The following is a 12,992-nucleotide window of genomic DNA, read 5'->3' as shown; positions in this document are numbered from 1 at the left end:
AGGGTGGCATCAGCAACGTGATGCTTAACTTAATGAATTCCTCTGCCCTTTTTTTGAAAAACATTGATGTACTCGTAAACAATCCCAACATCCCAGAACTGGATCTATTGAATCCAAAAATAAATATAATAAATCTAAATGAGAGTCCGGGACTAATAAGTTTGCCAAGTTTGTTAGATTATATAAACAAGAAAAGGCCAAGAGTGATACTAACAAACAGGGAAAGGGCCAACCGGGTTTTGGCACTTGGGACTCCCTTTATCAACTATCCAATAAAAATAGTATTCAGGGTTGGTATGCCTATTTCAACGGCACTAGAGAGGAGAAATCTCGTCAAAAGAGTGTTAAGAAAATATTCGATCAAATACGCCTATAAGAGGGCAGATCTCGTAATCGCAAATTCAAATAAAGTGGCAGAGGACATTTTGGATATTACAGGAATTTCCACGGATAGGATAAAAGTTTTGAATAACCCCACTGTATCAGACAAGCTTTATGAACTTTCAAATGCACCTACCCCCCACAAATGGCTGGATGAAGACATACCTGTAATAATGGGAATTGGCCGCCTCGCCCGCCAAAAAGGCTTCGAAACTTTGATAAAAGCCTTCTATAAGGTGATCCAAAGGACAGAAGCCAGACTCATCATCCTAGGAGAGGGCAAGGAACGAGATAGCCTCCTCAACCTTATCAGACACCTTGGTATCACTGACAAAGTGGCACTTCCTGGATTCACTAGTAATCCTTTTGCTTTTCTTTCCAGGGCCTCGTGTTTTGTCCTTTCCTCAGCCTGGGAAGGATCTCCAAACGTCCTCATAGAGGCCCTAGCCCTCGGCATCCCTGTGGTCGCTACAGACTGTCCAACGGGACCAAGAGAAATCCTTAAAAATGGCCGTTATGGAGAACTAGTGGAGGTCCATAACCATAATCAGATGGCAGAAGCCATTTTAAAGGTCCTTTCATCCCCTCCCTCTCCATCCTTTTTAAAAGATGCGGCAGAACCCTACAGGGCCATTCCGGCCACAATTACATATCTAAAAGTCATGGGGCTTTTAAGTGACTAAAAAGGGACATATTGCCATCTTTCTCGCAACTTCAGGACACAGTGGGGTCGAAAGGGTTATGGGTAATCTCATAAAAGGACTGGGTGAGGCAGGCCACAGGGTAGATCTCATCCGTATAAAAAAACACGGCCCTTACCTTACAGAGGTGCCTCAAAATGTAAGGATAATAGAGCTAAATACCTCTCATGTTACGTCAGCTCTACCATTCCTTATAAAATATCTGAAAAAAAATCGGCCACATTCCCTTCTAACTGATAAAGACCGAGTAAATAGAATCGCCATCCTCTCAAAGTATATCTCGAGATCCCCTGTTCGATTGGTTGTTAGGATTGGCACAACTGTTACAGAAAACTTGAGAAAAAGATCTGCCTTTGACAGGTCCCTCCAGCTCTTTTCAATACGCCACCTATATCCGCTGGCAGACAGGATACTTGTTCCGTCAAAAGGTGCACAAAAGGATCTTATAGACATTGCCCCAGGGCTTTCAGAAAAAATAAGCGTTGTAAAAAGTCCCATTATAGATGACGACTTTCATTTGAGGGCCAACTCAATACCTGATCATCCATGGTTCAAGGGAAAATCATGCCCCATAGTACTTGGAGCAGGAGAACTCTGTAGAAGAAAAGACTTCGAAACCCTTATCAAGGCCTTTAGTCTCGTCTTAAAAGAGATCGATGCAAGGTTAATTATACTGGGAAAAGGCAAAAGGCGTAAAAAGCTCTTGTCTTTATCTAGCGAACTTGGAATATCAGATAAAATTGACCTTCCAGGTTTTATGAAAAATCCCTTGCCATTTATGGCAAATGCAGACTGTTTTTGTCTTACCTCTCGGTGTGAAGGGCTTCCTGTAGTACTTATCGAGGCGCTGGGCACAGGTACCTCTGTTGTATCTACAGATTGTCCAAGTGGCCCCCGGGAAATCCTCGGCGGCGGCAAGTACGGAAGGCTTGTAAAAATTGGAGATGTTGAAGGTCTAAGAGACGCAATTATTGACACACTAAAAAACCCCATAGCCCCTGAAAAATTAAAACAGGCTGTTGACAGATACACCATTCACAGTGGTACTAGAGACTATGCCAGATGGCTTTTGCCCGTATGAACCATTTTTCTATGGACGAGAATATGGAAGAGAAAAAGATTGCCATACTTGCCTCCTTTTCCGGAACCGGAGGCGTAGAGCGGATGATTTCCAATCTAGTAAATGGTTTTTCTGCCTTTGGAGTAAAGACTGACCTCCTCTTAATCAGGGCAGACAACCTGCACTATCTTGATGCAATTCCCAATAAAGTAAACCTCATAAAACTCAAGACCCGACATAACTTCACAGCACTTCCAGAACTCATCAAATTCCTTAAAACAGAACGTCCCCACGCCCTTCTTGCAGCTAAAGACAGAGCCATATTTGTGGCAGCCATGGCAAAAACCCTTACTAAATCAAAGACTAGAATTGTGGCAAGGTTGGGGACCACCGTATCAGAAGGCATAAGAGAAAAACCCCTTCCTACACGCATTATAAGAAATCTTATAATGAAATTGAGTTACAGGTTGATTGATGAAACCATCTGCGTGTCAAGAGGTGTTGCCGAAGACCTCGCAAATATAACTGGCCTTAAAGCGACACGATTTCACGTTGTCCGAAACCCCGTTATCACGGAAAAACTTTACAAACTTTCAAAAGAAACTATTAACCATCCCTGGTTAATCAATAAAGAGATCCCGGTCATCCTGGGAATAGGCCGTCTAACCAGGCAAAAAGACTTTGGCACCCTTATAAAGGCGTTTCATATTGTGCAACAGAACATACCCTCCAGGCTCATCATCCTGGGAGAAGGTGGCATGAGACGCGAACTAACGGAATTGATAAGGGGATTGAAACTTAAGGAGTCCGTTGACTTACCAGGTTTCACTCCAAACCCTTACCCATATATAAAAAATGCAGATCTCTTTGTGCTTTCTTCTCGCTGGGAAGGCTCTCCAAATGCCTTGACAGAGGCCCTAGCCCTTGGCGTGCCAGTGGCCTCAACTGATTGCCCAAGCGGCCCAAAAGAGATACTCCAAAATGGACGCTTTGGCCCCCTTGTTCCTCCTGGCGACTACAAGGCACTGGCTGAGGCAATGATTAAGGTCCTTAAGTCTCCATTGCCATCAAAGATACTTCAACAGGCTGTAGCTGAATACACTGTTGAAGAAAGCGCAAGGAGATATCTTCAGATTCTTTTAGGTGAAAAGCGACTAGACACATGATTCAAATGGCGGGCGATGCGGGATTCGAACCCACGACCTTTGGCTCCGGAGGCCAACGCTCTATCCAACTGAGCTAATCGCCCGCAATTACAACCATTTCAAGAACAATCTCACCATCCTCGTCACGGCATAGACAAAATGAGACATTTGTTGCTGGAAGTCTCTAATCTAATGAGGCCAGGAGATAGTGTCAAGGAACTTAAAAACCCCAGCAGGACTGCACCATAGGAACGAAAAATCAATGTGGCGAAATCCATACCTTTAAAATTAAACTCTACAAAGAGCTTGAAACCTTGATGTCATAAGCTTATCTTGCCCAAAATCTCCTGAAATAGACAAATTAAAGGGGCAGCTAATGTCAGAAAAACGTGCACGGTCACTCATGGTACTTGGCACAGGAAGCGGAGTTGGAAAAAGTGTCATCGTAGCTGGGATATTACGGGTTCTAAGGAAAAGGGGTATAAAATGTGCTCCATTCAAGGCACAGAATATGGCATTAAACTCCTTTGTTACCCTTGATGGAAAGGAGATGGGCAGGGCCCAGGCCTACCAGGCAGAGGCAGCAGGCATTCTTCCAGACTGTCGAATGAATCCCATTCTCCTAAAACCCAATGGGGATTCCACATCTCAGGTAATAGTCCTTGGTGAACCAAAGTGTACCATTGGTGCTAGAGAATACTACCGTCTTTTCCCCCAACATCAAAAGCTCGTCAATGAAATCTATGATGAACTTAGCAAGGAATATGAGGTAATTGTCATGGAAGGGGCAGGAAGCCCTGCCGAAATCAATCTTCAATCCAGAGATCTAGTTAACACTAAAATGGCGGCTCACGCAAATGCCCCATGCATTTTAGTAGGCGACATTGACAAAGGTGGTGTCTTTGCCTGGCTTAAAGGCACAATCGACCTTATTGAAACCGAACACAAACACCTCATCAAAGGACTTTTAATAAATAAATTCAGAGGGGACGTTGAACTCCTTAGGCCAGGGCTTAAAGCCTTTGAGGAAATGGTAGGAATTCCTTTCTTAGGGGTTCTGCCATGGCTACAGGATGTCATTGTAGACCAGGAAGATGGAATGTTTGCAAGGTTTATTGGGACCAAAAGGCCTGGTGCAAAGATTCGTCTTGGCATTATTCATCTAAAACGTATAAGTAATTTTACGGATTTTATTCCATTTTCCTTGGAAGAGGACTGTGAGATCACTCTTATTGATAATCCTGACGGTCTACAGAAAGAACTTGATTGTGTGATCATCCCAGGGTCAAAAGCTACCCGAAGTGACTTGGAGTTTCTAGAAAAAACGGGTTTAAAAAGGGAAATTATTAGGCTTGCAAGTACGAAACAGGTGGTGATCTTGGGGATCTGTGGCGGATTTCAGATGATGGGAAAAGATGTTCAAGACAGCTGCGGCATAGAAGGGCCTCCAGGGAGCACTGACGGACTTGGACTTCTTCCAGTTGTAACAAAGATGCTTCCCCAAAAACATCTTTCTCAGACAACCGCAACTATATTATTTCCAGAAAGCGAGCCCATTAGAGTAGAAGGTTATGAGATACACTCAGGAGTGACCTATTTTGACTCAGAACTGGACCAGTATGTGCCGGTATCCCCTGACAATTCAAAACTTGGTCTCATGACAAAGGATGGCCTGATAATTGGCACATACCTTCATGGCCTTTTCGAAAATGACATTTTAAGACGCAGATTTCTCGACTATTTGAGACTGAGAAAGGGGATGGCACCCTTAAACAAGACTACATCCTACAGGGCCTTCAAAGAAAAAAATCTAGATACCTTGGCCAATTGGATCGAGGAAGGGATTGGGATAGAAAAAATATTTGCCCTACTCGATCAATCTCTTAAACGCAGAGGCCACTAATAAAGAAAAATGGTAGAACCAATTCAGGTCCTCGCAATTGCCATCCTACTAGACCTCCTGTTGGGAGACCCAGAGTTTCACCTCCACCCAGTGAGGATCATTGGCTATTCAATCCAATATGTAGAAAGACTCTTAAAACCTGTTCCTATAAATGAGACCTTAAAGGGTATATTTTTGGCTACTTTAATACCCTGCACCTTCTTCTTTGTCTCCCATCTTCTTATCCGCTTTGCATGGACTCATGGGGCCTTGGCTGGCACAATTACCTCTGGAATCATCTTATATTTTACCCTTGGCCTAAGGTCTCTTGGAGAAGAGGCCATGGTAGTGGCAAATGCCCTCGATCAAGGGGACTTAGGCCTTGCACGCATTAGGCTAGCAAGGATAGTTGGCAGAGAGACCAAAGGGCTAGACGCCACTGAAATATCTCGTGCTGCCATAGAGACTGTAGGAGAAAACTTTGTCGATGCAGTGCTTGCGCCCCTATTTTACTGGGCCATTGGGGGAGCGGCCTTAGCAGTCTTCTATAGGGCAGTAAACACCTTGGATGCTATGGTGGGATACAAAGACAAAAAATACAAACGTCTGGGTTGGGCATCCGCAAGATTGGATGACCTTCTCAACTTCATCCCCTCTAGGATATCACCTGTTTTCATCGCCATTGCCACACTTTTCTTGGGCAAATGGCAACCAAACATTATAAAAAAGGCCCTCATAGATGGAAAAGGCCACGAAAGTCCAAATTCAGGCATCTCAGAGGCTGCATTTTCTCACGCCCTTGGTGTACGCCTTGGAGGCCCAACACATTATAGGGAAGGCATAAAAAACAGGGCTTTTTTAAATCCCGAAGGCGCCCCTCCCACGGCAAAAGATATAAGACGTGCAGTAAAACTCCTTCATATTAGCGCACTCATGTTCGCCCTTGTCCTTGGCATCATTAGCCATCTCAAAACTTTTTCAATTAACTAATCACAAGGGAAACAGCCCCCTATAACACCTACATTTGAACCCGGATTATGCACTTCAAATACCTGAAGGAAGTAATTTCTATGAATTATTGCATAGTTAGCATACATCTGTTCCATTGTGCCTTCACCCAAAAGGTGATGTTCAATCCGTGATAAATTCTCAGGCATTTGAAGCCGCAAGGGGCTCGCAATTTTACCGAGGTCTCTTTGTTGTAGGGAACTTGAAGTACCAAAGTACTCCTTGAGTGCCCTCCGCCTCGCATCTTCGGCAAGGCTTTCGAGCTGCATAATCCGGGTTAAAACACCCGCTTTGAGTCTAGTAGTAGAGTAACAGGTCCGTCATTTATTAATCCAACTTCCATGTGGGCCTGAAAGATACCTTGTTTCACTGTAATGTTATAATTTTTTACCTTTTCACAAAATGCTTCATATAATGGCACTGCATGATCCGGTGTCGCGGCATGGGAAAAAGATGGACGTCTGCCTTTCCGACAATCGCCATAGAGAGTAAACTGAGACACAATGAGCATCTCGCCACCAACGTCAATAAGGGATTTGTTCATCTTGCCCTCTTCATCTTCAAAGACCCTCAAGTTTACCACCTTGTCTGCCAAGTACGCCACGTCCTTCTCAGTATCCTCATCTCCTACCCCAAGGAGAACCAAAAAGCCCTGTTCAATCCTGGAAACTTCTCTGTTCTCAACCTGTACCCAGGCCTCTTTAACTCTTTGCACTACTGCACGCATTATTCAATCCTCCCAACAGCTGCAAGGTAAATGGCAGTTTCTTCAATGCCATCAATACCGAGAAATTCATTTAATTCCATATCAAAAAAAGCTGCTACAGGGCATGCTCCAAGATCGAGTGCCTCAGATGCAAGCATAAGATTCTGGCAAATATGGCCAGCATCCAAAAAAATATAGCGAAGCCCCCTATTCCCGTACTTTGACATTGTACGTCTGAGCACAGAGGTCCAGATGAAAACACATGCAGCATCCCGCAAAAACCCCTGTCCAAGGGCAATTCGTGAAATGTCATTAAGAAATTCTCCCTTTTTTAGGGTCTCAAGTTGAAACCCCTTTACATCATAGTGGTAGAGCCCAGGCTTTACCCCTTCTACCCGTTCTGCCACCAAATAGGTCTCTATGGAATAAAGAGCACCTGCAGAAGGTGCGGTTCTGAGATAATATGGACCTGCTTGAGCTGTGACCCCCTGACTTGCCCACAAGAGAATTGAAAGGTCTCCAAGGGATATGGCAGCACGTGTATAGTTGCGCCTGGACCTCCTCTCTTGCAGCACCTTCCACAGATCTGCGCTTTTTCCATCCCAACGCCGTGCCAGAAGCACTTTTTCCGCGTCTTTATAACGTTTGAATGGTTCTGCCGGAAGGATATTTGGTCTGACCCGTTCATACAGGGTATCACGATCAAACTTTGTTTCTTCCATATAAAGATAGGCAATCGTTTTTTTTAAATCAGGCATTGAATGACTCCAACCTTACTGATACTAGTTTTGAAACCCCTTTTTCCTCCATGGTAACGCCAAAAAGGCAATCAGCTGCCTCCATTACCCTGGGATTGTGGGTAATCAGGATTACTTGGGATCTTTTCGCAACTTCCTTCAGGAGTCGTGCAAAACGAAGACAGTTTGCTTCATCCAGGGCTGCATCAACTTCATCGAGCACACAAAATGGCGCGGGCTTAAGAAAGAATATGGAAAAGATGAGGCTTAGTGCAGAAAGGGCCTTTTCCCCACCTGAAAGGAGATTAAGACTTCTCACTGACTTACCAGGAAGCTTTACCATAAAGTCTATACCCACATCAAGGATATCCCTTTCCTCGCCAGAGACAGAAAGACGTGCGCTTCCGCCCTCAAATAGCAGCGAAAACACCTGTTCAAGCTGTTCATTTATGCCTTTAATGGCATCTTTAAGTCTCAGTCTACACCTTGAATCGATCTTTGAAATAGCCTCCTTGAGATCTCTATAAGATCCTTCCAGGTCCTTGAGTTGCTCTTCTAGAAACAAAACACGCTCATCGAGTTCCTTGAGCTTATCTACGGCACTGTGATTTACTGGGCCAAGGGAATCCATTGCCTTCTTTAGACGCTTTAATTCCTTATTTAGATCCTTCGCTAAATGCATAAGCGAGGCCCATTCCTCCCACACCTCCTCAATATCCTGTGAAAAGGCCTCTTTGGCCTCGTCATTTACTGAATTCATCCGCTCAAGAACCCTGGAAAGAGAAAGCTCAGATGCATGAAGGGCCTCAACCAGTTTCCTTCTCTTTGCCTCAAGATCTGCCTTTTCCTTAGAAAGGTTTGCAATTTTATCTCTAATAGACCGTAGCCCTCTGTAAACTTCCTCTTTTGCCTCCTGAATTTCGTAAAGGCGTACTTCATTCTTCGATATCAGATCCTTTGCTGAAAAAAGATCATTTCTCTGCCTCTCAATCTGCTCTCTAGCCTTACTAATTTCACTATCTAAAGATACCCTCTCCTTTTCAAGCTTCCTTAAGGCCTTTTCAACACCGTTTAAATCCCGCTCACTACCCTCAAGCATTGTGCGCTCTTTTGTGAGTTCCTGTTTTAGTTGAGATATATTTTCATCTCTTGACTTAAGCACCTTTTCATAGTCTGCCAGTGCCTGCTTCCTTTCATCAAGTTTTCCTTGGATATCCGCCAATTGCTTCCTCAAGGCCTCTACGCGTTCCTGTAGGAGCCCATCAGTCCCTTCCATTTCTTTATAATCGAGCTCAAGTGCGGACTTTTCCAGACGAAGTCCTTGTAATCGATCTTTAAATCCCTGGAGCTCCTTTTTTAGATGAACTAAAGAGGCCTCTAATTTTATTGACTCGTCTCTATTCTTAGAGGCCATGGTCCGTATTTCTTTAAGCCTCTTTTCTTTCTCTTGTCGTGAAACCAATACCTCCTCTAAGGCCTTTTTAAGGGAATTGTATTCTTTTTGAAGTTCGGCAACCTTGTTTTTAAGACTCAATAACTCTGCCCTCCTCTCGATTAACCCATCTCCCTTTTCAACCTCTTTACCGAGAAAAAGTGCCTCACCATCCCCATCGATCCACATATTGTTACTTGGCTTAAGACCTGAAAGACGCCTCAAGATGGGCGGCAAAACATCATGGGGGGCGTCAATGAAAGATAGAAGGGGCGCATCTTTCTCCATGGAGGGCTCAGACTCCGCTTTCTCTTCCATCCAAAAAAGCCATATAGGGCCATCAAGCTCCATTTCAGAAAGAAGATCCTTTGCAGCCTTCATTGTATCTTTATTTTCAAACAATATTCCCTGAAGCACCACTTCACTCAAAGCCTTCTCAACAATCCTCTCCTTGCCTGGCTCAATATTCAGAAAATCTACTAGTATTCCCTTAAATGGTATGTCTTTCCTTTTAAGCTCCTTCAAAAACCTTCGTGTGGACTCAAAAAGATCAAGACCACCCTCTACTATCTCTGATAGGGCGGTCATACGTTGAGTGGATACTCCAAGGTCCTGTGAAACCTTCTCAAATTTTTGCTTAATCTCCCTCTCTTTCTCTTGAATCTCCTTTAATTCTGCCTGAATATCCTGTATCTTTTGTGAAAGAGAGTCCTGTTCTAACTTTAAAGCCAAATATCTTTCGTTTTTATCCTCCAACTCTTGAGTTAATATCTTCTCTCTTTTTGAAAGCTCCAAAATCTTTTGTTGGATCTTACTGATTCTGTTTTGGATTTCAGCTTTTTGCTTTAGACTTGCCTTAAGTTCACCTTCTTTCCTTGCAAGATTACTGGAGACATCTACAAACCTGTCTTTTAAACTCTCAAGCTCCTCCTTTATTTCTAATACAAGGGCCTCTACATCGCGTTTAGCCGCTACAAGTTCATTTATTTTTCCCTCTAATAGGCGTATTTGATCGTTCTTGAGATGAATCCTTTCTTTTAAACTCTCTTTTTTGGAAATAAGCCCCTTTGTCCGATGAGAAATGTCTTTTATTCTCAATTCCCTTTCACGAAGATCATCTGTAAGCCGCCTTAAGTGTTCCTCTCTTTGTTCTGTTTTCAGTTTGTGTTCTCTTAACTGCTGGGAAAGCCTCTTTTCCTCCTCACTTCTTTCATTGTACCGTTCCTCTAGTGTAAATACCTCATCTTCGAGCCGAGAGAGGCTTGAATGAATCCTTCCAAGATCTGAATCCAGGGCTAGAACCTTTAGGCGTATATCCTTGAGTTTAACTTCAATTTCTTCCTTTTTTTCAATATATTTTTTATAGGTTGAGCCCAATATTGCCTTTTTCACCTTATGATAATCAGCTTTAAGCGCCTGATATTTCAAGGCTACTTCTGCATCACGTTTTGCCTCTTTCCTCTCTCGCTTGACCTCAGTTAAAATGTCGTTTAGGCGCTCAATGTTTTCCAAGGTCTTTTTCAAGCGGACTTCTGTCTCTCGCCTCTTTTGTTTGTACTTTGAAATGCCTGCCGCCTCTTCTATCAGGGTCTTTCTCTCCTCTGGCCCCATTTCTACAAAACGAGAGACCTGCCCCTGGTCTACAAGGGCATAGGCACGGGTACCAGAGCCAGTATCCATGAACAGGTATTGAATGTCTTTTAACCTTACAGGTCGTCCATCAAGTAGATAGTTGGTTTCACCAGATTTGTAGAGTCTTCGGGCAATCTCAACAGACTTTTTACCACCTACTTCCTCAAGGACCATTTTCACTTCAGCATATCCCACTCCCCTTCCATTAGGTCCACTGTAGATGACCTCGTCCATGGACCTTGCCCTTAACATTTTAGGACTCTGCTCGCCAAGGACCCAACGGATTGCATCAAGTATATTGGACTTACCACAACCATTTGGGCCAACAATGGCAGACACCCCTTGACTTGGGAAGGAGAGAATGGTCCTGTCGGGAAAAGATTTGAATCCTCTTATAACAAGGCGTTTAAGCTTCATGACGATGGTAGCGGGCATCCATTAGTTTGAGTTGGAGGGTTCTTTGCCCGTTCCAGTTATTGAAAAATGGGGTACAAGCTAATTCTAGTTTTCCCCACGGAAGCTCCTGTAATTCTCCCATGCCCCACCCCAGGACCTCCACTGGACGAACATATAATGAATCTTTTGGGACAAGTAGTAACTTTAAGTGGTTTCTTCCTACGATATTCATATTCTTTACCAGAAAATTCTGAAGTCTTAAAACCGGGGGCTCACATCCAGGGCCAAACGGCTCTAATTTAGATAAGACATCTTTAAGGCCTGGGTCTCCTAAAGATTCTACTGACATATCAAAATGAATTTTTAGTCCTGGTGTCCTAGAAACTTCCATACTTTTTACTGTAGAGATTGTAGCCTCCTTAAAGGCCTCAAAATTTTCCGCCCTCAACCTCAACCCAGCTGCAGCACGATGGCCTCCAAACCCTTCTAAATATTCTTCGCATGATTTCAGTATAGCATAGAGGTCAAATTGAGATGTGCTCCTTCCTGACCCCTCTAAGGAACCATCTGGTTCCTCAGTCAGTAAAATCACCGGGCGCTTTAATCTATCCATAAGTTTTGAGGCCACAATTCCTATTACTCCTTTTTTCCATCCAGGGTTTACCAGGATTATTATGGGGGAATCTATTTCATGCTCTGCAAGCTCAAGGGCCTCTTTGAAGATACGTGCTTCAATTCGCTGACGTTCAGAATTGTAACGGCTCAAAATGGAGGCGAGATTTTGGGCCTCTGTATGATCCTCCGTAAGCATTAGATTCAGGGCGGTCTTAGCATGGTCCATTCGACCTGCTGCATTGATCCTTGGAACCAGCCTAAAGGCCACCTCACTCACTCCAACATCTCCCTTTACAGTACATTCAGAGAGCAGGGCCTGAATTCCAGGCCGTCTTGAGTTACGAATTACATTGAGTCCTGTCCTTGTGAAGATCCTGTTTTCATAGACAAGAGGGACAATATCTCCAATGGTCCCAATGGTCACCAGATCTAAAAACTCCTTTAGATTGGGTTCAGGGATAGAACGAAAAAATCCCCTTTCTCTCAATGCAGCACGTAGAGCTACTATCAGATTGAAAGCAACTCCCACCCCAGCTAACCCCTCAAATGGATAGGAACAATCTTGACGTTTTGGATTAAGCACAGCTACACAACTGGGAATTTCGTCTCCTGGCTCATGATGATCTGTGACGATTACATCTAGTCCAAGAGATTGGGCAAATTCAACTTCTGTGGCACCCGTTATTCCACAATCGACAGTGACCATGAGCGTTGCGCCCTTGGAGTGGAGGTACCTTATCCCAGCCTCATTCAACCCGTAACCATCATTTTCTCGATGTGGGATATAAATAACATGTGGCTGGCCTATAGTACGAAAGAAAAGGGAGATTATTGCGGTAGAGGTAACACCATCTGCATCGTAATCACCAAAAATACCAATGAGTTCACGACGCACGACAGCATCTACTATACGAGTTACCGCCTTTTCCATGTCCTTCATAAGCCAAGGGGCAGTCATTGCCCTTAGCTCCGGCTCCAGATGAACTCGTGCAGCCTCTTCTGTGCAAATGCCGCAGTCCTCTAGGTATCCTGCTATAGCAATGGGGATCTCTAATCTTTCTGACAGACGCCTGGCCGTTTTGGAAGGCGCCCTAAACTCCCAGTGTCTGTCTAAAATCAGTGACTTCATGGCAGACGAAGTTACATTTTGCCTACATGCCTGTCAACCAAACGGCACAAGGAGGAAAATAGAAGTTTTGGGTTTTGAGTTGAAAGTTCCAGGTTCTGGGTTCAACGCCCCCGATCCCGGGAAGAGACATTTTGTATCCGCTCACAGGGTAATTTTCGTGGATAATGG

General features: G+C 44.0%; 10 protein-coding genes and 1 tRNA gene. 5 read left to right on the top strand and 6 right to left on the bottom strand.

Going from position 1 to position 12,992, the window contains the following annotated elements; translation table 11 throughout:
• The first annotated feature begins 20 nt into the window (after positions 1 to 20).
• Genes DBT_RS07185 through DBT_RS07175 form a run of 3 tightly spaced genes read left to right on the top strand, consistent with a single transcriptional unit; the run spans position 21 to position 3,308 of the window.
• A complete protein-coding gene (locus DBT_RS07185) occupies positions 21 to 1,064 on the top strand; it encodes a glycosyltransferase (RefSeq protein ID WP_244155334.1) in 1,044 nt (347 codons plus the stop codon).
• Complete coding sequence (locus DBT_RS07180) at positions 1,057 to 2,163, top strand: glycosyltransferase (protein WP_067618416.1); 1,107 nt, start codon at positions 1,057 to 1,059, stop codon at positions 2,161 to 2,163. Before DBT_RS07185 ends, DBT_RS07180 begins: the two co-directional genes overlap by 8 nt.
• Before the next feature lie 23 nt (positions 2,164 to 2,186).
• Positions 2,187 to 3,308, top strand: coding sequence for a glycosyltransferase (locus DBT_RS07175; protein ID WP_067618752.1), 1,122 nt, complete (start codon positions 2,187 to 2,189; stop codon positions 3,306 to 3,308).
• A gap of 6 nt (positions 3,309 to 3,314) precedes the next feature.
• Here the strand turns inward: DBT_RS07175 and DBT_RS07170 are convergent.
• Positions 3,315 to 3,391 (bottom strand) — tRNA-Arg (locus tag DBT_RS07170).
• Positions 3,392 to 3,663: 272 nt separating this feature from the next.
• On the opposite strand from DBT_RS07170, the gene DBT_RS07165 reads away from it, so the two are divergent.
• Together DBT_RS07165 and cbiB are read left to right on the top strand one after the other, a co-directional pair.
• Positions 3,664 to 5,190 carry a cobyric acid synthase gene (locus tag DBT_RS07165; protein WP_067618413.1) on the top strand — a complete coding sequence of 509 codons (1,527 nt, stop codon included), beginning with the start codon at positions 3,664 to 3,666 and terminating at the stop codon, positions 5,188 to 5,190.
• A 9-nt stretch (positions 5,191 to 5,199) separates the two neighbouring features.
• A complete protein-coding gene (gene cbiB / locus DBT_RS07160; protein ID WP_067618410.1) occupies positions 5,200 to 6,159 on the top strand; it encodes an adenosylcobinamide-phosphate synthase CbiB in 960 nt (319 codons plus the stop codon).
• Here the strand turns inward: cbiB and DBT_RS07155 are convergent.
• The 5 genes from DBT_RS07155 to recJ are packed head-to-tail and all read right to left on the bottom strand — an operon-like array spanning position 6,156 to position 12,824.
• A complete protein-coding gene (locus DBT_RS07155) occupies positions 6,156 to 6,446 on the bottom strand; it encodes a hypothetical protein (protein ID WP_067618407.1) in 291 nt (96 codons plus the stop codon). The genes cbiB and DBT_RS07155 overlap by 4 nt on opposite strands.
• 8 nt (positions 6,447 to 6,454) lie before the next feature.
• Positions 6,455 to 6,904 (bottom strand): D-aminoacyl-tRNA deacylase, encoded by a 450-nt coding sequence (dtd, locus tag DBT_RS07150; protein ID WP_067618404.1) that lies wholly within the window; start codon positions 6,902 to 6,904, stop codon positions 6,455 to 6,457.
• On the bottom strand, positions 6,904 to 7,641 hold the full coding sequence (locus DBT_RS07145) for a SagB/ThcOx family dehydrogenase (RefSeq protein WP_067618401.1): 738 nt from the start codon (positions 7,639 to 7,641) through the stop codon (positions 6,904 to 6,906). Before DBT_RS07145 ends, dtd begins: the two co-directional genes overlap by 1 nt.
• Positions 7,634 to 11,119 (bottom strand): AAA family ATPase, encoded by a 3,486-nt coding sequence (locus DBT_RS07140; RefSeq protein ID WP_083186695.1) that lies wholly within the window; start codon positions 11,117 to 11,119, stop codon positions 7,634 to 7,636. The genes DBT_RS07145 and DBT_RS07140 overlap by 8 nt, the downstream gene beginning before the upstream one ends.
• Complete coding sequence (gene recJ / locus DBT_RS07135) at positions 11,091 to 12,824, bottom strand: single-stranded-DNA-specific exonuclease RecJ (RefSeq protein ID WP_067618395.1); 1,734 nt, start codon at positions 12,822 to 12,824, stop codon at positions 11,091 to 11,093. The genes DBT_RS07140 and recJ overlap by 29 nt, the downstream gene beginning before the upstream one ends.
• Positions 12,825 to 12,992 lie beyond the last annotated feature (168 nt).

The organism is Dissulfuribacter thermophilus (genome assembly GCF_001687335.1).
GTDB lineage: Bacteria > Desulfobacterota > Dissulfuribacteria > Dissulfuribacterales > Dissulfuribacteraceae > Dissulfuribacter > Dissulfuribacter thermophilus.
The sequence above is the reverse complement of the archived record's forward strand: the minus strand, read 5'-3'. Positions and strand labels throughout refer to the sequence as shown.

What these genes read in the sequence shown, in the direction of transcription:
- DBT_RS07145 (WP_067618401.1), bottom strand. Translation starts at nt 7,641, where the DNA reads ATGCCTGATTTAAAAAAAACGATTGCCTATCTTTATATGGAAGAAACA.
- DBT_RS07140 (WP_083186695.1), bottom strand. Translation starts at nt 11,119, where the DNA reads ATGCCCGCTACCATCGTCATGAAGCTTAAACGCCTTGTTATAAGAGGA.
- DBT_RS07165 (WP_067618413.1), top strand. Translation starts at nt 3,664, where the DNA reads ATGTCAGAAAAACGTGCACGGTCACTCATGGTACTTGGCACAGGAAGC.
- cbiB (WP_067618410.1), top strand. Translation starts at nt 5,200, where the DNA reads ATGGTAGAACCAATTCAGGTCCTCGCAATTGCCATCCTACTAGACCTC.
- DBT_RS07155 (WP_067618407.1), bottom strand. Translation starts at nt 6,446, where the DNA reads ATGCAGCTCGAAAGCCTTGCCGAAGATGCGAGGCGGAGGGCACTCAAG.
- dtd (WP_067618404.1), bottom strand. Translation starts at nt 6,904, where the DNA reads ATGCGTGCAGTAGTGCAAAGAGTTAAAGAGGCCTGGGTACAGGTTGAG.
- recJ (WP_067618395.1), bottom strand. Translation starts at nt 12,824, where the DNA reads ATGAAGTCACTGATTTTAGACAGACACTGGGAGTTTAGGGCGCCTTCC.
- DBT_RS07175 (WP_067618752.1), top strand. Translation starts at nt 2,187, where the DNA reads ATGGAAGAGAAAAAGATTGCCATACTTGCCTCCTTTTCCGGAACCGGA.
- DBT_RS07185 (WP_244155334.1), top strand. Translation starts at nt 21, where the DNA reads ATGCTTAACTTAATGAATTCCTCTGCCCTTTTTTTGAAAAACATTGAT.